Consider the following 22,960-nt stretch of genomic DNA (forward strand, 5'->3'; position numbering starts at 1 on the left):
ACGTTATGCGTCCTTCTCTTTCTTGTATTTGTACCCTAAATAAACCAATGAATGGCTTCAATCAAGCCATTAGGCAATAATGGACTTTTCTCGTAGCACCGTTAAGCATTGGTCCACTAATTCATCCAAACTTTTGTCACCTGCCGGTAAATCAATTTCTGGGTTTTTAGGCGCTTCATATTCCGAATCAATACCAGTGAAATTAGGGATCTCACCAGCTCTTGCCTTTTTATACAAACCTTTAGGGTCTCGCTTTTCACACACTTCTAGAGGGGCATTAACAAATACCTCAACAAACTCACCTTCCGGCAGCAAATCACGCACCATTTGACGCTCTGCGCGATGTGGAGAGATAAAAGCAGAAAGGACAATCAATCCTGCATCGGCCATCAATTTTGCTAACTCACCGATACGGCGAATATTCTCACGACGATCTTGCGCCGAGAACCCTAAATCACTGCATAACCCATGTCGAACATTATCACCATCGAGTAAGTAAGTATGGTAACCCAGCGAGGCCAATTGGCTTTCTAACGCCCCTGCCACGGTCGATTTACCCGCGCCAGATAACCCAGTAAACCAAAGTACCACTGGCTTTTGTTTTTTCAACTCAGAGCGAGTTTGCTTAGTTACTTGATGTTGATGCCAAATAACATTTTCATCTTTTTTAATCGCATTCATAAATTCAATTCATCCTGTCATGTTTGGCCATTACGCCGTATTCATGAAAAATCACATCATTAAAAAGGGAAGAAGTAAGGGATTAACGTCAGTACAACCACTGAATAGACTATCGAGACCGGTACACCAATCTTGATGAAATCCTTAACATGATAGTTACCAACGCTGTACACCAATAAGTTAGTTTGATAGCCATAAGGCGAGATAAAACTCGCGCTCGCCCCAAACAGTACTGCCATAATAAAGGGCATAGGATCAACGCCATAACCAATCGCCATGCTATAACCAATAGGAAATGCTAAGGCAGCGGCCGCATTATTGGTGATCAACTCGGTTAAAATTAACGTCAGTAAGTAAGTCGCAATAAGTGCGCCAATTGGTCCCCAACCGTTAAATAGGTAAATAAATAATTCACCCATTTGCTTTGATAAGCCAGAAGACATCATCAACTGAGCAAGCGATAACGCTGAACCCACAATCACGACGATATCAATAGGGAAGCGGCGACGCAGCTCACTGATACCAATCGCGCCAATCGCTAGCATTACCACGATATAACCGGCTAAACCTTTAATAATTGGGATCACACCCGCTAGAGATAATCCAATAACCGCCGCAAAACCAAATAAAACAAAAGCAGATTTTCGGCTATCCAACTTGGCGCTCGAGTCCAAATCATTAATTAAAACAAATTCTTTGGCGTTATCTTGCCTTGCTGAGTGAAAACCTTTACCCGGCACCAATACCAAGGTATCACCCGCGGCAAGTTTTACATTCCCCAATCCACCTTCTAAACGCTCATGGCCACGACGAATCGCGACGACCACGGCATCAAAACGATCTCGAAACTGGCTAGACTTTAATGTTTTATTACAGATTGATGCTGATTGACTCACCACCACTTCCATAAAGCTTTGCCCATTTAGATGATGCTGACCAAATAACGTAATGCCCGGGATTTCTTGTAGTGTGGCGACACTTTCAACATCCCCACAAAACAATAAACGGTCTTTTTCCAGCAGCACTAAATCTGGAGTAACTGAAGGCATGGTGACACCATCGCGTATCACTTCGGCGAGAAACAATTTACGCAGTGCTCGCAAGTTATTTTCAGCAATGCTTTTGCCAATCAGAGGTGAGCCAACTTCCACTCTCGCTTCTAAAAAGTAAGGCAAATCATCTTGTTCGTGACTATCGCTATGCGGCAGAATATAACTCAATGGAATTAGAACCAAAACTCCCACCACAATAATCGCCAAACCAATGCAAGTTGGCGCAAAAAATCCTAAGCTCGGCAAACCTGCATCCACCACAAAACTATTAATAATCAGGTTGGTTGAGGTGCCTATCAGCGTTAAGGTTCCACCTAAAATGGCAGCATAAGAAAGTGGGATCAGCAGGCGTGATGGAGCATGAGATTGATTACGCTTGATCGCACCAATCAAAGACACCACCACTGCGGTATTATTGGTAAAAGAAGATAACAGCGCAGTAGAAAAGCCAAGTTTGGCAACGACTGAGCCTAAACGCCCGGTAGAAATATGACGGCTAATCCAACTGATCAGCCGTGTTTTTTCTAAAGCGCATGACGCCAATATCAACAATACCAAGGTAAGGAGCGATGAATTAGTAAAGTTCATCGCTATGCCATCGAGATCAACTGCTCCACTCATAAAAGAAACCAGAGCGGCAGCCGCAAAAATAAAGCTAGGTTTAATCTTGGTGAAGATTAAGCTACCAATAATGGCTACTAGCAATATTAAGACAAACCATTTCTCCCACATGGCGTATTCCACTATTTGATATCCCTACTTTTTCACATCAGATGACGCGGACGCCGAAAAAAGTTGGCTGATATCTTTTGCTTCCCAATGAGGGAAATGCTTGCGGATAAGCGCGTTTAACTCAACTTCAAAACTTGGATTTTCTGTCGTCGCTTGTTGTTCAACTAAACGCTCACGGATCATGCCCGCACCAACGGTTACATTGGTCAATCGATCAATAAAGATAAAACCACCGGTATCTTCACAATCCACGTAATTATCCAACGCTACCGTTTCTGTTAACGAGATTTCACATAAACCGATACCGTTAAGCGGCAGTTCTGTCGCATCGAATTTTTCCAGCTTATTAATGTCATATTGGTGCTTGATTGACTCCAATTGACCCACCGTTTGTTTACCGGCCACTTTAATGTCGTATTGACGACCCGCAACTAAAGGTTGCTCTGTCATCCAAACCACATCGGCTAGGAATTGATTGGTCGCTTTAATCGAAGCACCTTTTGGCACTAATAAATCACCACGGCTGATATCAATTTCATCTTCTAAAGTCACCGTGACCGCTTGCCCTGCACGCGCTGAATCAAGATCACCATCAAACGTTACGATACTAGCAACTTTTGAGCTTTTTCCTGATGGCAGTGCTGTAACACTATCACCAACAGCGATCGTGCCATTCGCAATGGTTCCGCAGAAACCACGGAAATCAAGATTAGGGCGGTTGACATATTGAATCGGCAAACGGAACTCACCTTGAGTATGCGCTTGGCTTAAGTCAATATTTTCTAATATTTGTAATAATGGAAGCCCTTGATACCAAGACAGATTTTCTGTTTGATCTACAACGTTATCGCCTTCCAATGCTGAGATTGGAATCAATTGAATATCAATGTCTTGATTTAGATTTTTAGCAAATTCAAAGTATTCTTGGCGAATTTCTTCAAAACGCGCTTGAGAATATTCGACTAAATCCATTTTATTCACGGCAACCACAAAGTGACGGATCCCCAATAAGCTCGAAATGAATGAATGGCGACGAGTTTGATCCAAAACACCTTTACGCGCATCAATCAAGATAACAGCCACATCACAAGTCGATGCCCCTGTTGCCATGTTACGTGTGTATTGCTCATGCCCCGGTGTATCGGCAATAATGAACTTACGCTTTTGCGTTGAGAAGTAACGATACGCTACATCAATGGTAATGCCTTGCTCACGCTCAGCTTGTAAGCCATCAACTAATAATGCTAAGTCTGGACGTTCACCAGTCGTACCCACACGTTGGCTATCGTTATTTACTGCGGCTAATTGATCTTCATAAATCTGCTTTGAGTCATGAAGCAAGCGACCGATGAGCGTACTTTTACCGTCATCGACTGAACCACACGTTAAAAAGCGCATTAATGACTTATATTGATGTTGAGTCAGATATCCTTCGATACCTAGTTCGGCCAACTCGGCCTCTACTGCTGCGTTCATATTAAAATCCTTGTTAATAACCACTCTCTAAACGCGAACGTTAGAGCGTTACAATCTAAAAAGTTACTCGCGGCTAAGTCTTAGAAATAACCTTGGCGCTTCTTCAATTCCATTGATCCCGATTGGTCATGGTCAATGGCTCGCCCTTGCCTTTCACTGGAAGTTGCCACTAACATTTCTTGAATAATTTCTGGCAACGTAGCCGCTTTTGATTCAACCGCGCCGGTTAGTGGGTAGCAGCCTAATGTTCTAAAACGGACACTCTTATGCTCCACCTTTTCGCCTTCTTCAAACACGAAACGATCATCATCCACCATGATCAACATGCCATCACGATCGACCACTGGGCGTACGGCCGCTAAATATAAAGGCACAATTTCGATATTCTCTAAGTAGATGTATTGCCAGATATCAAGCTCCGTCCAATTTGATAATGGGAAAACTCGGATACTTTCCCCTTTATTCACTTGGCCGTTATAGGTTTTCCATAACTCAGGACGTTGGTTTTTAGGATCCCAACCATGGTGTTTATCACGGAAAGAATAAACTCGTTCTTTGGCACGAGATTTCTCTTCATCACGACGCGCACCACCAAAAGCGGCATCAAAACCATATTGGTTTAATGCTTGCTTTAAGCCTTGGGTTTTCATGATGTCCGTATGTTTTGATGAACCATGTACAAATGGGTTACAGCCCATCGCAATGCCTTCAGGGTTTTTGTGTACTAACAATTCAAAGCCATATTTCTTCGCTGTACGATCACGAAATTCGATCATCTCTTTGAATTTCCAATCCGTATCCACATGCAATAATGGGAATGGGATTTTACCTGGGTAAAAAGCTTTGCGAGCTAAGTGCAGCATCACGGCTGAATCTTTACCAATCGAATACATCATGACTGGGTTATCAAATTCAGCGGCAACTTCACGGATGATATGAATGCTTTCCGCTTCTAATTGCTGCAAGTGGGTCAAACGTTCTTGGTCCATTTCACTATTTCCTTATCGCTCTATGAGCATGTCTGTTCAACAAGTGCGTTGTCAGCTTGTCGCTACACCGCTACTTTTTGGGTTTGTTGTGTGACTTGGTTTTCGCTTTGAAACCAATTCAATTTCGTTGCAAGCTGCACTACTTCCCCGACAACAATCAAAGAAGGGGACTGGGCATGCTCGGCTAAAGTAGATAAATCGGATAATTGCCCTAGCAATACTTTTTGTTGCTTTTGCGTGCCACGTTCAATAATGGCTAGCGGCGTTGTACTGCTACGACCATGTTTGATCAGCTGTTCTTGAATATGGCTTGATTTCATTAGGCCCATATAAATCACTAAGGTTTGTTGACCGCGCGCGAGTGTCGCCCAATCCATTTGATCATCGTCTGATTTTAAATGGCCAGTCACAAACATTGCTGATTGTGCATAATCTCTATGGGTTAAAGGAATACCAGCATAAGCCGTCGCCCCTGCAGCAGATGTGATACCAGGGATAACTTCAAACTGAATGCCAGCTTCCGCTAATACTTCGAGCTCCTCTCCACCACGACCAAAAATAAAGGGATCCCCCCCCTTGATTCGCGCTACTTTGTGACCTTGGTTGGCAAAATCGACCAGAAGTTGGTTGGTTTTATGTTGCGGTACGCTGTGATGCCCGGCTTTTTTACCAACGCACACTAAGATGGTGCTGCTTGGGATCAATGCCATGATGTCCTCGGACACTAGGTAGTCATATAAAACGACATCCGCTTGTTGCAGATAAGAGAGTGCTTTAATGGTGAGAAGCTCAGCATCTCCTGGGCCTGCACCGATTAAAGCAACTGAACCTGCTTTTAACTGACTTTTAGCGGCATGAGAAAAAGCTACCAATGAAGAGTCCTGTTCATTGGCACTACTTTCCTGTTTTCTATTGGGAAATAGTTTGATTGTATCCATACAAATAATGCTCTTTCTTCAAATAATGACTTAACGATGGCTCATTATGACCATCTAGTGTTATTACCTGAAATGCTAAAATTTCATTTTTTATTCGATTAACTGCTAAGGGATTATTTACAGCATCAATAACAAACAACAATTTAGTGACCAAACCCAAATTGAAGTTGCTTGACTCAACAGGGAACTTCATTAAGTTAATAGGCTTTTATGACCAAATTAGAGGTAAATATGCAGTGGGAGTGCGTTACATTCGAACAGTTAAGTGTTCAACAACTTTATGAAATGCTGAAATTAAGAGTTGATGTATTTGTTGTAGAGCAAAATTGCCCCTATCCAGAACTGGATAATAAAGATCTAATTGACGGCGTGTATCATTTAATTGGCTTTCAAAAGGATGAGATTATTGCTTGCGCACGACTTTTGCCTGACGGTGTCAGCTATGAAACCATCAGCATTGGCAGGATAGCGACCAAACAAACCCATAGAGGAAATGGTTTAGGCCATCAATTAATGCAGAGCGCAATTGAGCATAGCCAAACTATTTGGGGAGAAAGTAATATCACGATAGGCGCTCAAGCGCATTTGGAAGCTTTCTATAATCAACATGGATTCATAAAGTCTTCAGAGGTATATCTTGAAGATGATATACCTCATATTGATATGATTCGCCATGTTGATGAAGCAAATATATCGGCTATATAGATAACTTAATCAGTGATTGTATATTGATGGCTGTACTTCAAAGCTTCAATATTAGATAGACTCTTTGTTACTGGCTTCGAGAAAACCCACCACTGGATAAGCGAAAGAACATCACAGGACCATCATCTTTCTCAATTTGTAAAATATCCAAATCACCTCGATTGGTCAGTTTATATCGAATAAGCTGACCATGCTGGATCTGGCTCAACGGTTTATCTTTCCCTTCAATAGCTACTAAATCGTTCAGATCCGACAACGATAAGTCATTATTTCTGAACACTTGAGATAAGGTGTCGCCTTTTTTCACTGTATAATTATTCCAAGGTTCAGGACCGGCGTTGTTAGTAACAACTCTTTTATCCGGTTCTGATTCTTGATTAGATTGAGGGCCACTAATAGAAACTCGTTTCTGATCCACTTTTTCCACTTTTGGTGGTGGTTTAGTGGCATTGGTCTCTTGACCATCAATAATCAGCGGAACGGTCACCCTTGAGGGAACAACTTTTTCCACTTTATTTGAAGATGTACCTTCTTTTGGCTCACTTCCTGAAGGAAGTAATAGCAGCACAATGACAACGGGGACCAGAACCGTCAAAGCTCGTTGATGAAATTTCGGCAGGCGATTCCAAGCGCTAATAACCCTAATCACCACATCTAAATCAGTGAAGGATTCCCAAGCTTGATTAAATTTGCTTGGTGTATTTTTATTTCGTTGGTTCACTTATGTTCATCCTATTTCTATGTTCAACAAGGATATTCAATAAACTAATCATTTTGTCAGTATATTACAAAAATTAACATCACCCTTTACTGTTAAACCATTTTATCTCCTCAAAGTTTCATCTATCAATGAGAACTGATATCCTTACAGCTTCATTTAAGCAAACAAGAGATTCGCATGTCTGAAGTTAAATTAGAAACTGTTGAACAAAAAGCAAGCTACGGTATTGGTCTACAAATGGGTCAACAACTAGCAGGTAGTGGCCTTGAAGGTCTTAATGTTGCTGCTATCGCTAAAGGTATTGCAACCTCATTAACTGGTGACATGCCAGAAATCGAAGTTGATGAAATAAACAATGCATTACGTGATCTACACACTCGCGCTGAAGCTCAACGTGCAGAAGCATCAAAAGCAGCTGCGGCTGATGGAGAGGCATTCTTAACTGATAATGCTCTACGCCCTGAAGTGACTGTTCTTGAATCTGGCCTTCAATATGAAGTACTGACCGAAGGTACTGGTGAAATCCCTACATCAGATAAGCAAGTACGTGTACATTACCACGGTCAATTAACTGACGGCACTGTTTTCGACAGTTCAGTACAACGTGGCCAACCAGCAGAGTTCCCAGTTACTGGTGTTATCGCAGGTTGGGTTGAAGCTCTACAATTAATGCCTGTTGGTTCTAAGTGGAAATTATACATCCCACAAGATCTTGCTTATGGCGATCGTGGTGCAGGCGCTGCAATTCCACCATTCGCAGCACTTGTATTTGAAGTTGAGCTTCTCGATATCCTATAAGCCTTGCTTATATAATGTAAAATTAAATAAAAAGCAGCCATCGCTGCTTTTTTTATTTAACAAAAACGTTTATAACTAGTTACTGTATTTCATAATATGTGGACCTTTTCATGAAGAAACTTCTTACTACCCTTATCGCAACTTCTCTTGTAGTTTCAGCGCCTAGTTATGCCTTATTTGGTCTTGGTGACAAAGATAGCGACTCTGTAAACAAGCTAGCCACACAACTTAACGACTCGGTAAAAAGCAGCTCAGGCCTAATCAGCAGCTTAACTGATCAACTTGGTGTTTCTCCAACGCAAGCTGCTGGCGGTGCGGGTGCTTTAATCGCTATGGCATCGAATGAATTAACAGGTAGCACTGGTGATGAATTAAACGCTCTATCCCCAAAAATTAGTTCACTATTAAGCTCAGCCAAATCAGCGAGCAGCTCGATTGATAGCATGAGCGCAGTAACCGCTGCATTTGAAAAACTTGGGTTGGATAGCTCAATGGTAGAACAATTTGTTCCTATTGTTCTTGATTACTTAGGTAATGAAGGTGCAAGCAGTGATTTACTAGGCTCATTAACTAGCCTTTGGAAGTAATCACCAACATCTTATTTTAAATGACACAATGCCACTTTCATGAAAGTGGCATTTTTAATTACAGTCAAACACACTGTACATCATAAATTTAAGACAAAAAAAACGCCGAGTATAAATACTCGGCGTTTTTCATTATTTAACTCTCGCTTATTCAGCAGCTTCTACAGCTACTGCTTCTGGACGATCAACAAGCTCAATGTATGCCATTGGAGCTTTATCACCAGTACGGAAGCCAGCTTTTAGGATACGAGTATAACCACCTTGACGGGCAGCGAAACGTGGACCTAATTCATTAAATAATTTTGCTACAACTTCGTTATCACGAGTGCGGGCAAATGCTAGACGACGGTTAGCAACGCTATCCGTCTTAGCTAGTGTAATCAAAGGCTCAACTACGCGGCGAAGCTCTTTTGCCTTAGGCAAAGTTGTCTTGATAACTTCATGACGAACTAGAGAGCTAGCCATGTTGCTAAACATCGCTTTACGATGGCTGCTGTTGCGGTTGAGTTGACGACCACTCTTACGATGGCGCATGACCTAATCCTTCTAACTAATATCAATTAATCTTCAGCAATCGACGCTGGTGGCCAGTTTTCTAGGCGCATACCTAGAGACAGACCGCGCGACGCTAGAACATCTTTAATCTCTGTTAAAGACTTCTTACCAAGGTTTGGCGTTTTAAGAAGCTCAACCTCAGTACGCTGTACAAGATCACCGATGTAGTGAATCGCTTCTGCTTTCAAGCAGTTAGCAGAGCGAACTGTTAGTTCAAGATCGTCTACAGGACGCAGTAGAATAGGATCGAACTCCGGCTTCTCTTCTTTCTCTTCTGGTACACGTACATCACGAAGATCTACGAACGCATCCAATTGCTCAGCTAAAATTGTAGCTGCACGACGGATTGCTTCCTCAGGTTCCAAAGTACCATTCGTTTCCATATCGATGACAAGTTTGTCTAAATCGGTACGTTGTTCTACACGTGCTGCTTCTACAGCATAGGCGATTTTATCAACCGGACTATAAGTAGCATCAACAAGTAGACGACCAATTGGACGCTCATCTTCTTCAGTATGGATTCGAGCTGAAGACGGAACATAACCACGACCACGTTGAACTTTAATACGCATAGCGATTTCAGCTTTGTCATCCGTTAGGTGACAAATAACGTGTTCTGGGTTAGCGATCTCTACATCACCATCATGGATGATGTCACCTGCAACAACAGGGCCCGAGCCTGATTTTTTTAGTGTAATAAACACTTCATCTTTGCCTTCGGCAACACTTACAGCAAGCCCTTTCAGGTTAAGAAGAATCTCAAGGATATCTTCTTGAACGCCTTCTTTGGTGCTGTACTCGTGTAGAACGCCTTCAATCTCAACTTCTGTTACAGCACAACCTGGCATAGAAGATAAAAGAATACGGCGAAGTGCATTACCTAAAGTGTGGCCAAAACCACGCTCTAAAGGCTCAAGAGTTACTTTTGCATGTGTCGTGCTGATCTGTTCGATGTCAACAAGACGTGGCTTAAGAAATTCTGTTACAGAACCCTGCATTGTGTCCTCTCTTTTGTTTAAACCTTACTTAGAGTAAAGTTCGACGATCAAGTGTTCGTTGATGTCAGCAGATAGATCAGAACGCTCTGGGATGCGTTTAAACACACCTTCCATCTTGCTAGCATCTACTTCAATCCAAGTTGGTTTTTCGCGTTGTTCAGCAACTTCTAGAGCAGCCTTAATACGTGATTGCTGTTTAGCTTTTTCACGGATAGAAACAACATCGTTAGCCGTAACTTTGAATGAAGGAACGTTAACTACTTTGCCGTTTACTAAGATAGCTTTATGGCTAACTAGTTGACGTGATTCAGCGCGAGTAGCACCGAAACCCATACGGTAAACAACATTATCTAAACGACCTTCAAGAAGTTGAAGCAGGTTTTCACCTGTATTGCCCTTAAGGCGTGCAGCTTCTTTGTAGTAGTTGCGGAATTGTTTTTCTAGTACGCCGAACATACGACGAACTTTTTGCTTCTCACGAAGCTGAACGCCAAACTCAGATAGACGACCGCGACGAGCGCCGTGTACACCTGGTGCGTTATCAATTTTACACTTGGTATCGATCGCGCGGACACCTGACTTAAGGAATAAGTCAGTACCTTCACGACGACTAAGCTTAAGCTTAGGGCCCAAATATCTTGCCATGATCTTTCTCCAATATTCCTAGAAACGAATTAAACGCGACGTTTCTTAGGTGGACGACAACCGTTATGAGGGATCGGAGTTGCATCAACAATGTTAGTGATGCGGTAACCCAATGCGTTTAAAGCACGGATAGTAGACTCACGACCAGGACCTGGGCCCTTAACCATAACTTCCAAGTTCTTTAGGCCATATTCTTTGGCCAGTTCACCTGCGCGCTCAGCAGCAACCTGTGCAGCGAACGGCGTAGACTTACGAGAACCACGGAAACCTGATCCACCTGCAGTAGCCCAAGAAAGAGCGTTACCTTGACGGTCAGTAATGGTCACGATTGTGTTGTTAAAAGAAGCATGGATGTGCGCTACGCCATCTGCTACTTGCTTGCGAACGCGTTTACGCGTGCGTGTTGGTTGTTTTGCCATTGTACTCTCTACCTTATCCGATTATTTTTTGATCGGCTTGCGCGGACCCTTGCGAGTGCGTGCGTTGGTTTTAGTACGCTGTCCACGTAGTGGTAGACTGCGACGATGACGAAGACCGCGGTAACAGCCAAGGTCCATAAGACGCTTGATGTTCATCGATACTTCACGACGTAGATCACCTTCTACAGTGTATTTAGCTACACCATCACGCAGTTGATCAATCTGCTCTTCAGTTAGTTCACTGATCTTAACATCTTCAGCAATACCCACTTCAGCTAAAATAGCTTGAGAACGAGTTTTACCGATGCCGTAGATCGCTGTTAAAGCGATTACTGCATGTTTTTGATCAGGAATGTTAATGCCTGCTATACGGGCCACTATTCACTCCTAGTACTTATATAAAAGAATTATCCGCAGCAAAGCCCGTCGAGGATACGCTGCGGCATACTACTTCTTTTGCACGCAAAAGGTAGGCCGAGGAATATACTCGGCCTGCCCTCATATTTCAAGTAAAAATTTCTGCTAATTAGCCTTGGCGTTGCTTATGCTTTGGCTCACTGCAAATTACACGCACAACACCGTTGCGCTTGATAACTTTACAGTTACGGCAGATTTTTTTAACGGAAGCACGAACTTTCATTGCTAAACTCCGTAAATGAAATCTGAACTATACCCGCTGTTATTAGCGGCCATAGCCTTTCAGATTCGCTTTTTTCAACACAGAATCATACTGTTGAGACATCAGATGAGTCTGTACCTGTGCCATAAAGTCCATGATAACTACCACTACGATTAATAGTGAAGTACCACCGAAATAGAACTTAACGTTCCATGCGGTCATCATAAACTGTGGGACGAGACAAATAAAGGTTATATATAAAGCACCGACTAACGTTAAACGCGTCATTACTTTATCTATGTATCTAGCTGTCTGCTCACCTGGGCGGATGCCGGGTACGAATGCACCGGACTTCTTCAAATTATCTGCTGTTTCACGAGGGTTAAACACCATCGCTGTATAAAAGAAACAGAAGAAAATAATTGCCGTCGCATAAAGTATTATATACAAAGGTTGACCTGGACTTAGTGCCAAAGACACATCCGTTAACCAACCAAATGTCTTACTCTCACCGTTCTGGCCAAGCCATTGTGCAAGAGTTCCTGGAAACAGGATAATACTTGAAGCAAAGATAGCTGGAATTACACCGGCCATATTTATCTTCAATGGTAAATGCGTACTTTGTGCTGCAAATACTTTACGACCTTGCTGACGTTTCGCATAGTTAACGACGATACGACGTTGACCACGTTCCATGAAAACAACGAAATAAATCACAGCGAACGCAACCACAGCGATTAACAATAGAAGAAGCACGTTCAATTCACCTTGACGCGCTTGCTCAATTGTATGTCCGATTGCAGCTGGCAACCCAGCAACGATACCGGTGAAAATAATCAACGATATACCGTTACCAATTCCGCGCTCAGTAATTTGTTCACCTAACCACATTAAGAACATGGTACCAGTTACTAAACTGATGGTAGCAATGATTGTGAACATGGTTTGATCGATAACGACCAGATTTTGGACCATATTCGGCAGACCAGTTGCAATACCAATTGCTTGGAATGTTGCTAGTACAAGCGTGCCATAGCGTGTGTATCGGCTTATCTTACGACGGCCTGCTTCACCCTCTTTCTTGAGTTCCGCTAACGCTGGATGAACTACAGTTAGCAATTGGACAACAATCGAAGCCGAAATATACGGCATGATGCCCAATGCTAATATAGATGCACGCGAAAGAGCACCACCAGAGAACATGTTAAACATTTCAATGATGGTACCTTTTTGCTGTTCGAACAAATCGGCAAGTACAGCCGCATCAATACCAGGAATCGGCACAAAAGAGCCAGCTCGGAATACCAAAAGCGCGAGAATTACAAATAATAAACGCGATTTTAATTCGCCAGTACCTTGTTTAGCAGTACTGAAATCTTGTCCTGGTTTTTTAGCCATCTGTACCTATCCTTCGAAGATTAAGCTTCGATTTTACCGCCAGCAGCTTCGATAGCAGCTTGAGCACCTTTAGTCACACGTAGACCTTTAACAGTTACTGACTTGCTAATTTCACCAGAAAGAACAACTTTAACAAACTCGATGTTCTTAGTGATTACGTTAGCAGCTTTCAAGCTGTCAAGATCGATAACGTCAGCCGTTACTTTCGCTAGCTCAGCTAGACGAACTTCAGCAGTCACTAGGCTCTTACGAGAAGTGAAACCGAATTTTGGAAGACGTTGTTTCAAAGGCATTTGACCACCTTCAAAACCTGGACGAACAGAGCCGCCAGAACGTGATTTTTGACCTTTGTGACCACGGCCACCAGTTTTACCTAGTCCAGAACCGATACCACGACCTAAACGCTTCTTAGAAGGTTTAGAACCCGCAGCCGGTGATAGAGTATTCAAACGCATTCTGATTACTCCTCAACTTTAACCATATAGTGAACTTTATTGATCATGCCGCGTACGCAAGCAGTATCTTCAAGTTCAACCGTATGGTTGATTCGACGAAGGCCTAAACCGCGCAAAGAAGCTTTGTGCTTAGGTAAACGGCCGATTGAGCTTTTAGTTTGAGTTACTTTAATAGTTGCCATGTGTCTTACTCCGAAATAGATTCAACAGTTAGACCACGCTTAGCAGCAACCATTTCTGGTGACTTCATGCCGCTCAAACCATCGATCGTAGCACGAACGATGTTGATAGGGTTCGTAGAGCCGTACGCTTTCGCAAGTACGTTATGAACACCTACAACTTCAAGTACTGCACGCATTGCACCACCGGCAATGATACCTGTACCTTCAGAAGCTGGTTGCATGTAAACTTTAGAGCCTGTGTGGCGACCCTTCACTGAGTGGTGAAGTGTGCCTTCGTTAAGAGCGATAGTAACCATGTTACGACGCGCTTTTTCCATTGCTTTTTGAATCGCAGCTGGTACTTCACGGGCTTTGCCGTAACCGAAACCAACGCGACCATTACCATCACCAACAACTGTTAGTGCAGTAAAGCTAAAGATTCGACCACCTTTAACCGTTTTAGAAACACGGTTAACAGCGATAAGCTTTTCATTCAAATCTGAAGCTTGTTGTTCTTGTTTAGCCATCTTCCAACCCTACCTTAGAATTTCAGACCAGCTTCACGTGCAGAATCTGCAAGTGCCGCCACTCGACCGTGGTATTGGAAACCAGAACGATCGAAAGCAACATTTGAAATGCCTTTTTCGATAGCGCGCTCAGCAATAGCTTTACCTACAGCTTTAGCAGCGTCAACGTTACTAGTATTCTTAACTTGCTCACGGATCGCCTTTTCTACAGTAGAAGCAGAAGCGATAACCACAGAGCCGTTTGGTGCGATAACCTGAGCGTACACGTGACGTGGAGTACGGTGTACTACTAGGCGATTTGCACCTAGCTCGGCAATCTTACGACGTGCGCGTGTAGCACGACGGATGCGAGATGCTTTCTTATCCATAGTGTTACCTTACTTCTTCTTAGCTTCTTTAGTACGCACATTTTCATCTGCGTAACGAACACCTTTACCTTTATAAGGCTCAGGCTCACGGTAAGAACGAATGTCAGCTGCAACTTGACCAACTAATTGCTTATCACAACCAGTTAAAATGATCTCAGTTTGGCTTGGACATTCAGCTTTAACACCTTCAGGAAGAGCGTGCTCAACCGGGTGTGAGAAGCCTAAAGTTAGGCCTACTGCATTGCCTTTAATGGCAGCACGGTAACCTACACCTTTAAGAACTAGCTTCTTAGTAAAGCCTTCAGTAACACCAACAACCATGTTGTTAACAAGTGCACGAGCTGTACCAGCTTGAGCATTTGCTTTGAATACACCTTCTTTAGGTGCAAACATTAGGTTGTTATCTTCCTGTGAAAGAACTACAGCGTCGTTTAGTACGCGAGTCAATTCACCTTTACCACCTTTTACAGTGATTTCTTGGCCGTTCAGTTTCACCTCTACGCCGGCAGGGATGGCAACTGGTGCTTTAGCAACACGAGACATATCCTACTCCTTACGCAACGTAACAGATGATTTCACCACCAAGACCTGCCTTACGGGCAGCACGGTCAGACATCAGACCCTTGGAAGTGGACACAACAGCAACACCCAAACCGCCCATCACAGTCGGTAACGTGTCTTTATTTTTATAGACGCGTAGACCAGGACGTGAAACACGTTGGATTTGCTCGATTACTGGTTTAGCTTGGAAGTACTTAAGTGTAACTTCTAGCACTGGTTTTACTTCGCCTTCAACAGCGAAGTCAGCGATGTAACCTTCAGCTTTAAGTAAAGTAGCAATTGCAACTTTAAGCTTTGAAGAAGGCATTTTCACAGCAACTTTGTTTGCTGCCTGACCGTTACGAATGCGGGTCAGCATATCCGAAATCGGATCTTGCATGCTCATATGATTTACTCCAAATGATTAAGTGGCAATTACCAGCTAGCCTTACGAAGTCCAGGAATCTCGCCTTTCATGCAAGCTTCTCGAACTTTGATACGGCTTAGACCGAATTTACGTAGGTAACCGTGTGGACGACCAGTTTGGTTGCAACGGTTGCGCTGACGCGATGCACTTGAATCACGTGGAAGAGCTTGCAGTTTTAGAACTGCATTCCAGCGATCTTCTTCAGATGCGTTAACATCACTGATGATTGCTTTTAGCGCAGAACGCTTTTCAGCGTATTGTGCTACAAGCTTTGCACGTTTAGTTTCACGTGCTTTCATTGATTGTTTAGCCATAACAGTAACCCTTCACCTTATTTGCGGAATGGGAAGTTAAAGGCAGCCAGCAGAGCTCGGCCTTCCTCATCAGAGTTTGCAGACGTCGTGATAGTAATATCAAGACCGCGAACACGATCGACTTTATCGTAGTCGATTTCCGGGAAGATGATTTGCTCGCGAACGCCCATGCTGTAGTTACCGCGTCCGTCAAAAGACTTAGCGCTAACACCACGGAAATCACGTACTCGTGGAAGAGCGATAGAAATCAAACGCTCCAAGAAATCCCACATACGCTCGCCACGCAAGGTTACTTTACAACCAATTGGGTAGCCTTCACGAATTTTGAAACCAGCAACAGATTTACGAGCTTTAGTAATAAGAGGCTTTTGACCAGAAATGGTCGCCATATCACTTGCTGCGTTTTCTAGCAGTTTCTTATCGTTGATTGCTTCACCAACGCCCATGTTTAGGGTGATTTTCTCAATCCTAGGGACTTGCATGACGCTTGTGTAGCTGAACTCTTTGGTCAGTTCAGCGACTACAGACGACTTGTAGTAATCATGCAGTTTCGCCATAGTAGAACTCCAAATTACTTAATTAATTCACCGTTTGATTTGAAGAAACGCACTTTAGTGCCTTCTTCCAAACGGAAACCGATACGATCCGCTTTACCAGTAGATGCGTTAAAGATTGCAACGTTAGAAGCGTCAATAGCTGCTTCTTGTTCAACGATGCCACCTTGTTGACCTAGAGCCGGTTGAGGCTTTTGGTGTTTTTTAACAAGGTTGATACCTTCAACGAAAACTTTACCAGTTTCGAGAACCTTAGTTACTTTACCGCGCTTGCCTTTATCTTTCCCAGCAAGAACGATTACTTCGTCATTACGACGGATTTTAGCTGCCATATTAATGCCGCTCCTTACAGAACTTCAGGTGCAAGTGACACAATCTTCATAAATTTCGCATTGCGAAGTTCACGAGTCACAGGACCAAAGATACGTGTACCGACTGGTTGCTCAGTATTGTCATTCAACAATACGCAAGCATTACGGTCGAAGCGAATGACAGAACCGTCTGGACGACGAACGCCTTTACGGGTGCGCACCACTACCGCTTTCAGGACATCACCTTTTTTAACTTTACCGCGAGGAATTGCTTCCTTAACAGTAACTTTAATGATGTCTCCGATATGTGCATAACGGCGGTGAGAGCCACCCAGGACCTTAATACACATTACTCTGCGAGCGCCGGAGTTATCCGCTGCGTCGAGTGTACTTTGCATTTGGATCATGTTAGTGCTCCGCTAAATATTAAAACTAGACCCATAGTGGGTCGGGCTGCCTCTTTATAAGGGCTGCGAATTGTACCACCGTTTCTTTTGAAAAGGTAGTCAAAAAATAAACGGCTCCAAAAAAACCTTTGGAGCCGCTTTAAAAGCTTAAAAAGTAACGAAAATTAGATTTTCGCCTTTTCTAAAACTTTTACCAAAGTCCAAGATTTTGTCTTAGACAGTGGGCGACACTCACAGATTTCAACTTTGTCGCCTTGGCCACATTCGTTGTTTTCATCATGTGCATGTACTTTTGTCGTACGTTTGATGAACTTCCCATAAATTGGGTGTTTAACAAAACGTTCGATAGCAACAACAATAGACTTGTCCATCTTGTTGCTAATTACACGACCTTGAGTCGTACGAGTAGTTTCGCTCATTATGCGCCTGCCTTACTAGTCAAAACAGTCTTAACACGTGCGATATCACGGCGTACAGCTTTCAGAGTATGAGTTTGCTGTAGTTGACCAGTTGCAGCTTGCATGCGCAAGTTGAACTGTTCGCGTAGCAAATTCAATAACTCAGCGTTAAGCTCTTCAACGCTTTTTTCGCGTAGGTCTTGTGCTTTCATCACATCACCTGCTTAGTTACAAAAGTTGTTTTTATAGGCAGTTTACGTGCCGCTAGGCGGAACGCTTCACGTGCCAACTCTTCAGGTACACCACCCATCTCGTACATCACTTTACCTGGCTGGATTTGGGCAACCCAATATTCTACGTTACCCTTACCTTTACCTTGACGAACTTCAAGAGGTTTTTCTGTGATAGGTTTGTCTGGAAAAATACGAATCCAGATTTGACCTTGACGCTTAACGTGACGCGTCATTGCACGACGAGCCGCTTCGATCTGACGAGCAGTGATACGACCACGGCCAACAGCTTTTAAGCCGTATTCGCCGAAGCTCACATCAGTACCTTTCGCTAGACCGCGGTTACGACCAGTCATAACCTTACGGAATTTAGTACGTTTAGGTTGTAGCATCAGTCGACTCCTTACTTACGGCTTTGACGTGGCTTCTTCTTAGGCTTGTCAGCCTTTGGCTCAACAGCGTTTGCGTCAGGCATTCCACCAAGGATTTCTCCTTTGAAGATCCAAACTTTAACGCCGATCACACCGTATTGGGTGTGAGCCGAAGAAGTTGCGTAGTCAATGTCAGCACGTAGAGTATGTAGTGGCACACGGCCTTCACGGTACCATTCAGTACGCGCGATTTCAGCACCGCCAAGACGGCCGCTTACTTCTACTTTAATACCCTTCGCACCTAGACGCATTGCATTTTGTACCGCACGCTTCATAGCGCGACGGAACATAACACGACGTTCTAGTTGAGACGAAATGCTATCAGCCACTAATTGGCCGTCTAGCTCAGGCTTGCGTACTTCTGCAATGTTAATTTGCGCTGGTACACCTGCGATTTTAGCTACAGCTGCGCGTAGCTTCTCAACGTCTTCGCCTTTTTTACCGATAACAACACCTGGACGAGCAGTGTGAATAGTCACACGGATGCTCTTCGCAGGACGTTCGATAACGATGCGAGATAAAGACGCTTTAGACAGTTCTTTCGTTAAGAACTGACGTACCTTGAAGTCGCCGTCTAGGTTGTCAGCGAATTCGTTGGTATTAGCAAACCATGTAGCATTCCAAGGCTTAACGATGCCAAGACGAATACCATTTGGATGTACTTTCTGACCCATTTGCTTACTCTCCTAGTCTTTTAGCGATCTGCTACAACAACAGTGATGTGGCTTGAACGCTTCAAGATACGATCGGCACGGCCTTTAGCACGAGGCATAATACGCTTCATGATAGGACCCTCATCTACGAAGATTTTAGCGACTGATAGATCGTCGATATCTGCACCTTCGTTGTGTTCCGCATTTGCAATCGCAGAATCAAGAACTTTCTTAATAAGTTCAGCAGCTTTTTTGTTGCTGAACGTTAGAACTTCAAGAGCTTGTTCTACTGATTTACCACGGATTTGGTCTGCAACTAAGCGAGCTTTCTGAGGAGAAATGCGAGCAAAGTTATGTTTAGCAATAGCTTCCATTATTTACTCCTTACTTCTTCTTAGCTTTCTTATCTGCAGCATGGCCGCGATAGGTACGAGTTGGCGCAAATTCGCCCAATTTGTGACCGATCATTTCATCAGTAACGAAAACTGGAACGTGTTGACGACCATTATGGACAGCGATGGTCAAACCGATCATTGTTGGGATGATCATTGAACGACGGGACCAAGTCTTAATAGGCTTTTTGTCTCCGCTTTCCACCGCTTTCTCTACCTTCTTCAGCAAGTGTAGGTCAATAAAAGGACCTTTCTTGAGAGAACGTGGCATGGCGATTCCTCTTTATAGATTATTTATTACGACGACGTACAATGTACTTGTCAGTGCGTTTGTTCTTACGGGTTTTGAAGCCTTTAGTAGGCATACCCCAAGGAGAAACTGGATGACGGCCACCAGATGTACGACCTTCACCACCACCGTGTGGGTGATCTACCGGGTTCATTACCACACCGCGAACGGTAGGACGAACACCGCGCCAGCGGTTAGCACCAGCTTTACCTAGTTCACGTAGCATGTGCTCAGAATTACCTACTTCACCGATTGTTGCACGGCCTTCAGATAATACTTTACGCATCTCACCAGAACGTAAGCGTAGAGTTACATATGAACCATCGCGAGCGACAAGTTGTGCATATGCACCAGCTGAACGAGCCAGCTGAGCACCTTTACCAGGCTTAAGTTCAATACAGTGAATAGTCGAACCTACTGGGATGTTACGCATCGGCAGGGTGTTACCTGCTTTGATAGGCGCATCAACACCAGATTGGATCGCATCACCAGCTTGAATGCCTTTAGGTGCAATGATGTAACGACGCTCACCGTCTGCATACAATACTAAAGCAATGTTTGCACTACGGTTTGGATCGTATTCAAGACGTTCAACTTTCGCTGGGATACCGTCTTTGGTACGTTTAAAGTCAATTACACGGTAATGATGTTTGTGACCACCACCAATGTGACGAACTGTAATACGACCGTTATTATTACGACCACCATTTTTAGAGTTTTTCTCTAAAAGCGGCGCGTAAGGCTTCCCTTTATGAAGGTCAGCATTAACTACTTTAACAACGTGGCGACGACCAGGGGAAGTCGGCTTACACTTAACAATAGCCATTTTTAACTACTCCTGTTACTCAGCACCGCCAACGAAGTCAAGGTCTTGACCTTCTTTCAAGGTAACGTAAGCTTTTTTCACGTCTGAACGACGGCCTTCACGCATACCTTGACGCTTGGTCTTACCCTTAAGAACTAGGGTATTTACAGACTTAACTTCAACTTCAAATAGCTTTTCTACAGCTGCTTTGATCTCTTTTTTCGTTGCGTTGATAGCAACTTTAAAAACGATAGTGTTTGCTTTTTCAGCAGCCATTGTCGCTTTTTCAGAGATGTGCGGAGCACGTAGAACTTTTAGTAGACGCTCTTCACTGATCATGCCAGCATCTCCTCAACTTGCTTCACTGCTTCTGCAGTAATTAGAACCTTGTCGAATGCAATAAGACTTACTGGATCAATACCAGCAACATCACGTGCATCAACTTTGTAAAGGTTACGAGCAGCTAAGAATAGATTCTCGTCTACTTCGCTAGTTACGATTAATACATCGTTTAGCTCAAGATCTTTAAGCTTAGCAACTAGGTCTTTAGTTTTTGGCGCTTCAACTGAGAAGTTATCAACAACGATTAAACGCTCTTGACGAACTAATTCAGAAAGAATGCTTTTCATAGCACCACGGTACATTTTTTTGTTTACTTTTTGGCTGTGATCCTGTGGTTTCGCAGCAAAAGTAACACCACCTGTACGCCAGATTGGGCTACGGATTGTACCAGCACGCGCGCGGCCAGTACCTTTTTGACGCCATGGTTTAGCGCCGCCACCAGATACTTCAGAACGAGTCTTTTGAGCACGTGTACCTTGACGAGCACCTGCTGCGTACGCAACAACTACTTGATGTACAAGAGCTTCGTTAAACTCACGTCCGAAAGTAGTCTCGGAAACAGTTAGTGCATCAGCACCTTTAACCATCAATTCCATTACTTACTCCTAGACGTTATGCTTTAACAGCTGGTTTTACGATTACGTTGCCGCCGATAGCACCAGGTACTGCACCTTTAATAAGAAGCAGATTGCGCTCAGCGTCAACACGTACGATCTCTAGGTTTTGAGTCGTTACACGCTCAGCACCCATGTGACCAGCCATTTTTTTGCCTTTAAACACGCGACCTGGAGTTTGACATTGGCCAATTGAACCCGGTGCACGGTGAGACAAAGAGTTACCGTGAGTCATATCTTGAGTACGGAAGTTCCAACGCTTAATTGCGCCTTGGAAACCCTTACCTTTAGATGTACCAGTAACGTCTACTTTTTTAATTTCATTGAAAAGTTCTACGTTTAGCTCAGCGCCAACTTCAAACTCTTCACCGTTTTCTAAACGGAATTCCCAAAGACCGCGGCCTGCTTCTACACCTGCTTTCGCAAAGTGACCAGCTTCAGGCTTAGATACACGGTTAGCTTTCTTAGCACCTGCAGTTACTTGAATAGCTGAGTAACCATCATTCTCAAGAGTACGTACTTGAGAAACACGGTTCGCTTCAACCTCAACAACTGTTACAGGGATAGAAACGCCTTCTTCGGTAAATACGCGGGTCATACCCACTTTACGACCGACTAGACCAATCATTATCTCTTCTCCCTTAACCTAGGCTGATTTGAACATCAACGCCAGCAGCAAGATCTAAACGCATCAATGCATCAACAGTTTTATCTGTTGGTTCAACGATGTCGATCAAACGCTTGTGTGTACGAATTTCGTACTGGTCACGTGCGTCTTTGTTGACGTGAGGAGAGACAAGAACAGTGAAACGCTCTTTACGAGTAGGTAGTGGAATAGGACCACGAACCTGTGCGCCGGTGCGCTTTGCTGTTTCAACGATTTCCGCAGTAGACTGGTCGATTAGACGATAATCGAAAGCCTTTAGGCGGATACGAATACGTTGGTTCTGCATGAGACAGAGCTCCAATTAATTAATTACACAAACAATATCGCCACTCAACTGCGTATATTCGCAGGAATGTCGATTGATTTATGTGAAACCGTAGTGCCCTTATTGGGTACATTGTCAGTTAAATGTGATCAGAAACTATAATATAGATAACTAATTTTATTAACTGCGAACATAAGCTGAGTATACATTATGGTTAATCACCGAATAATCTCTAAAAGATTAAGAGTGTTAACACGAATCCTCGCTGCTCATTGGTTCACAACTGGCTTAACCAGTGCGGTGCATTATACAGATCACAAAATGGGATGCAAGTACTGTTTGAAAATTAATCGAGGGGGAGTAGGTGTAGAGTAAAACTTAAATTTATAAAAGCAAAAAGGGAAGCCTAAGCTCCCCTTCTTTATTAGTACTAACGGTTGTTAGCTATCAGCAATTAAGCGATAACTTTAGCAACAACACCAGCACCAACTGTACGG

General features: G+C 43.5%; 37 protein-coding genes. 3 read left to right on the forward strand and 34 right to left on the reverse strand.

The genetic code is table 11. The annotated features are described in order from the left end of the window. Positions 1–69: 69 nt before the first annotated feature. From cysC to cobA, 5 genes are all read right to left on the reverse strand, one after another. Positions 70–681: an adenylyl-sulfate kinase gene (gene cysC / locus A1QC_RS14110; protein WP_017026362.1), complete on the reverse strand. Its 612-nt coding sequence runs from the start codon at positions 679–681 to the stop codon at positions 70–72. Positions 682–740: 59 nt separating this feature from the next. Beyond that, positions 741–2,465 carry an SLC13 family permease gene (locus tag A1QC_RS14115; RefSeq protein WP_017026363.1) on the reverse strand — a complete coding sequence of 575 codons (1,725 nt, stop codon included), beginning with the start codon at positions 2,463–2,465 and terminating at the stop codon, positions 741–743. Positions 2,466–2,489: 24 nt separating this feature from the next. Further along, the gene (gene cysN / locus A1QC_RS14120) at positions 2,490–3,941 is read right to left on the reverse strand and encodes a sulfate adenylyltransferase subunit CysN (protein ID WP_017026364.1); all 1,452 of its coding nucleotides are present in this window, start codon (positions 3,939–3,941) and stop codon (positions 2,490–2,492) included. 80 nt (positions 3,942–4,021) lie between these two features. Next, on the reverse strand, positions 4,022–4,930 hold the full coding sequence (cysD, locus tag A1QC_RS14125) for a sulfate adenylyltransferase subunit CysD (RefSeq protein ID WP_017026365.1): 909 nt from the start codon (positions 4,928–4,930) through the stop codon (positions 4,022–4,024). 62 nt (positions 4,931–4,992) lie between these two features. After that, on the reverse strand, positions 4,993–5,868 hold the full coding sequence (gene cobA, locus A1QC_RS14130; protein ID WP_017026366.1) for a uroporphyrinogen-III C-methyltransferase: 876 nt from the start codon (positions 5,866–5,868) through the stop codon (positions 4,993–4,995). Between the two features lie 210 nt (positions 5,869–6,078). On the opposite strand from cobA, the gene A1QC_RS14135 reads away from it, so the two are divergent. Then, entirely contained in the window at positions 6,079–6,573 is a 495-nt protein-coding gene (locus tag A1QC_RS14135) for a GNAT family N-acetyltransferase (protein WP_017026367.1), read from the forward strand. 67 nt (positions 6,574–6,640) lie between these two features. Here A1QC_RS14135 and A1QC_RS14140 read toward each other — a convergent pair whose 3' ends face one another. Continuing rightward, positions 6,641–7,294, reverse strand: a complete 654-nt coding sequence (locus A1QC_RS14140) for a LysM-like peptidoglycan-binding domain-containing protein (protein WP_017026368.1) — start codon at positions 7,292–7,294, stop codon at positions 6,641–6,643. A gap of 177 nt (positions 7,295–7,471) precedes the next feature. Between A1QC_RS14140 and A1QC_RS14145 the strand changes: the two genes are divergently transcribed. Then, entirely contained in the window at positions 7,472–8,092 is a 621-nt protein-coding gene (locus A1QC_RS14145) for an FKBP-type peptidyl-prolyl cis-trans isomerase (protein WP_017026369.1), read from the forward strand. Between the two features lie 110 nt (positions 8,093–8,202). Further along, positions 8,203–8,679: a DUF2780 domain-containing protein gene (locus A1QC_RS14150; RefSeq protein WP_017026370.1), complete on the forward strand. Its 477-nt coding sequence runs from the start codon at positions 8,203–8,205 to the stop codon at positions 8,677–8,679. Between the two features lie 147 nt (positions 8,680–8,826). Here A1QC_RS14150 and rplQ read toward each other — a convergent pair whose 3' ends face one another. The 28 genes from rplQ to rpsJ form a co-directional block, all read right to left on the reverse strand. Further along, a complete protein-coding gene (gene rplQ, locus A1QC_RS14155; RefSeq protein ID WP_017026371.1) occupies positions 8,827–9,213 on the reverse strand; it encodes a 50S ribosomal protein L17 in 387 nt (128 codons plus the stop codon). A gap of 26 nt (positions 9,214–9,239) precedes the next feature. After that, complete coding sequence (locus A1QC_RS14160; RefSeq protein WP_017026372.1) at positions 9,240–10,232, reverse strand: DNA-directed RNA polymerase subunit alpha; 993 nt, start codon at positions 10,230–10,232, stop codon at positions 9,240–9,242. Positions 10,233–10,256: 24 nt separating this feature from the next. After that, positions 10,257–10,877 carry a 30S ribosomal protein S4 gene (gene rpsD / locus A1QC_RS14165; RefSeq protein ID WP_017026373.1) on the reverse strand — a complete coding sequence of 207 codons (621 nt, stop codon included), beginning with the start codon at positions 10,875–10,877 and terminating at the stop codon, positions 10,257–10,259. Positions 10,878–10,906: 29 nt separating this feature from the next. Then, positions 10,907–11,296, reverse strand: coding sequence for a 30S ribosomal protein S11 (gene rpsK, locus A1QC_RS14170; RefSeq protein WP_017026374.1), 390 nt, complete (start codon positions 11,294–11,296; stop codon positions 10,907–10,909). Positions 11,297–11,317: 21 nt separating this feature from the next. Continuing rightward, positions 11,318–11,674, reverse strand: a complete 357-nt coding sequence (gene rpsM, locus A1QC_RS14175; RefSeq protein WP_005450559.1) for a 30S ribosomal protein S13 — start codon at positions 11,672–11,674, stop codon at positions 11,318–11,320. Positions 11,675–11,822: 148 nt separating this feature from the next. After that, positions 11,823–11,936 carry a 50S ribosomal protein L36 gene (gene rpmJ, locus A1QC_RS14180; protein WP_000868186.1) on the reverse strand — a complete coding sequence of 38 codons (114 nt, stop codon included), beginning with the start codon at positions 11,934–11,936 and terminating at the stop codon, positions 11,823–11,825. 42 nt (positions 11,937–11,978) lie between these two features. Further along, positions 11,979–13,313, reverse strand: a complete 1,335-nt coding sequence (gene secY, locus A1QC_RS14185) for a preprotein translocase subunit SecY (RefSeq protein ID WP_017026375.1) — start codon at positions 13,311–13,313, stop codon at positions 11,979–11,981. Positions 13,314–13,333: 20 nt separating this feature from the next. Continuing rightward, positions 13,334–13,768, reverse strand: coding sequence for a 50S ribosomal protein L15 (gene rplO, locus A1QC_RS14190; RefSeq protein WP_017026376.1), 435 nt, complete (start codon positions 13,766–13,768; stop codon positions 13,334–13,336). A 5-nt stretch (positions 13,769–13,773) separates the two neighbouring features. Next, the gene (gene rpmD, locus A1QC_RS14195) at positions 13,774–13,950 is read right to left on the reverse strand and encodes a 50S ribosomal protein L30 (protein ID WP_017026377.1); all 177 of its coding nucleotides are present in this window, start codon (positions 13,948–13,950) and stop codon (positions 13,774–13,776) included. Between the two features lie 5 nt (positions 13,951–13,955). Continuing rightward, positions 13,956–14,456 carry a 30S ribosomal protein S5 gene (gene rpsE / locus A1QC_RS14200; RefSeq protein ID WP_017026378.1) on the reverse strand — a complete coding sequence of 167 codons (501 nt, stop codon included), beginning with the start codon at positions 14,454–14,456 and terminating at the stop codon, positions 13,956–13,958. A gap of 14 nt (positions 14,457–14,470) precedes the next feature. Continuing rightward, a complete protein-coding gene (rplR, locus tag A1QC_RS14205; protein ID WP_017026379.1) occupies positions 14,471–14,824 on the reverse strand; it encodes a 50S ribosomal protein L18 in 354 nt (117 codons plus the stop codon). Positions 14,825–14,833: 9 nt separating this feature from the next. Beyond that, positions 14,834–15,367 (reverse strand): 50S ribosomal protein L6, encoded by a 534-nt coding sequence (gene rplF / locus A1QC_RS14210; protein ID WP_017026380.1) that lies wholly within the window; start codon positions 15,365–15,367, stop codon positions 14,834–14,836. 10 nt (positions 15,368–15,377) lie between these two features. Beyond that, positions 15,378–15,770: a 30S ribosomal protein S8 gene (rpsH, locus tag A1QC_RS14215; protein ID WP_017026381.1), complete on the reverse strand. Its 393-nt coding sequence runs from the start codon at positions 15,768–15,770 to the stop codon at positions 15,378–15,380. Positions 15,771–15,799: 29 nt separating this feature from the next. Then, on the reverse strand, positions 15,800–16,105 hold the full coding sequence (gene rpsN / locus A1QC_RS14220; protein WP_017026382.1) for a 30S ribosomal protein S14: 306 nt from the start codon (positions 16,103–16,105) through the stop codon (positions 15,800–15,802). A gap of 17 nt (positions 16,106–16,122) precedes the next feature. Next, on the reverse strand, positions 16,123–16,662 hold the full coding sequence (gene rplE / locus A1QC_RS14225) for a 50S ribosomal protein L5 (protein WP_017026383.1): 540 nt from the start codon (positions 16,660–16,662) through the stop codon (positions 16,123–16,125). A gap of 14 nt (positions 16,663–16,676) precedes the next feature. Continuing rightward, complete coding sequence (rplX, locus tag A1QC_RS14230; RefSeq protein WP_017026384.1) at positions 16,677–16,991, reverse strand: 50S ribosomal protein L24; 315 nt, start codon at positions 16,989–16,991, stop codon at positions 16,677–16,679. A gap of 14 nt (positions 16,992–17,005) precedes the next feature. After that, the gene (gene rplN, locus A1QC_RS14235; RefSeq protein ID WP_017026385.1) at positions 17,006–17,377 is read right to left on the reverse strand and encodes a 50S ribosomal protein L14; all 372 of its coding nucleotides are present in this window, start codon (positions 17,375–17,377) and stop codon (positions 17,006–17,008) included. A 164-nt stretch (positions 17,378–17,541) separates the two neighbouring features. Beyond that, on the reverse strand, positions 17,542–17,796 hold the full coding sequence (rpsQ, locus tag A1QC_RS14240; RefSeq protein ID WP_017026386.1) for a 30S ribosomal protein S17: 255 nt from the start codon (positions 17,794–17,796) through the stop codon (positions 17,542–17,544). Next, on the reverse strand, positions 17,796–17,987 hold the full coding sequence (gene rpmC / locus A1QC_RS14245) for a 50S ribosomal protein L29 (protein WP_017026387.1): 192 nt from the start codon (positions 17,985–17,987) through the stop codon (positions 17,796–17,798). The genes rpsQ and rpmC overlap by 1 nt, the downstream gene beginning before the upstream one ends. Next, positions 17,987–18,397 (reverse strand): 50S ribosomal protein L16, encoded by a 411-nt coding sequence (rplP, locus tag A1QC_RS14250; protein ID WP_017026388.1) that lies wholly within the window; start codon positions 18,395–18,397, stop codon positions 17,987–17,989. Before rplP ends, rpmC begins: the two co-directional genes overlap by 1 nt. Positions 18,398–18,408: 11 nt before the next feature. Next, positions 18,409–19,110: a 30S ribosomal protein S3 gene (gene rpsC / locus A1QC_RS14255; RefSeq protein WP_017026389.1), complete on the reverse strand. Its 702-nt coding sequence runs from the start codon at positions 19,108–19,110 to the stop codon at positions 18,409–18,411. Between the two features lie 20 nt (positions 19,111–19,130). Continuing rightward, a complete protein-coding gene (gene rplV, locus A1QC_RS14260; RefSeq protein ID WP_017026390.1) occupies positions 19,131–19,463 on the reverse strand; it encodes a 50S ribosomal protein L22 in 333 nt (110 codons plus the stop codon). Between the two features lie 10 nt (positions 19,464–19,473). Next, entirely contained in the window at positions 19,474–19,752 is a 279-nt protein-coding gene (gene rpsS, locus A1QC_RS14265; protein WP_001138114.1) for a 30S ribosomal protein S19, read from the reverse strand. A 19-nt stretch (positions 19,753–19,771) separates the two neighbouring features. Then, entirely contained in the window at positions 19,772–20,596 is an 825-nt protein-coding gene (rplB, locus tag A1QC_RS14270; RefSeq protein WP_017026391.1) for a 50S ribosomal protein L2, read from the reverse strand. 15 nt (positions 20,597–20,611) lie between these two features. Then, positions 20,612–20,914 (reverse strand): 50S ribosomal protein L23, encoded by a 303-nt coding sequence (gene rplW / locus A1QC_RS14275; RefSeq protein ID WP_017026392.1) that lies wholly within the window; start codon positions 20,912–20,914, stop codon positions 20,612–20,614. Further along, complete coding sequence (gene rplD, locus A1QC_RS14280) at positions 20,911–21,513, reverse strand: 50S ribosomal protein L4 (protein WP_017026393.1); 603 nt, start codon at positions 21,511–21,513, stop codon at positions 20,911–20,913. Before rplD ends, rplW begins: the two co-directional genes overlap by 4 nt. Positions 21,514–21,529: 16 nt before the next feature. Then, on the reverse strand, positions 21,530–22,159 hold the full coding sequence (gene rplC / locus A1QC_RS14285) for a 50S ribosomal protein L3 (protein WP_017026394.1): 630 nt from the start codon (positions 22,157–22,159) through the stop codon (positions 21,530–21,532). Between the two features lie 13 nt (positions 22,160–22,172). Continuing rightward, a complete protein-coding gene (rpsJ, locus tag A1QC_RS14290) occupies positions 22,173–22,484 on the reverse strand; it encodes a 30S ribosomal protein S10 (RefSeq protein WP_017026395.1) in 312 nt (103 codons plus the stop codon). Positions 22,485–22,960 lie beyond the last annotated feature (476 nt).

It is taken from the genome of Vibrio rumoiensis 1S-45 (assembly GCF_000286955.2).
GTDB lineage: Bacteria > Pseudomonadota > Gammaproteobacteria > Enterobacterales > Vibrionaceae > Vibrio > Vibrio rumoiensis_A.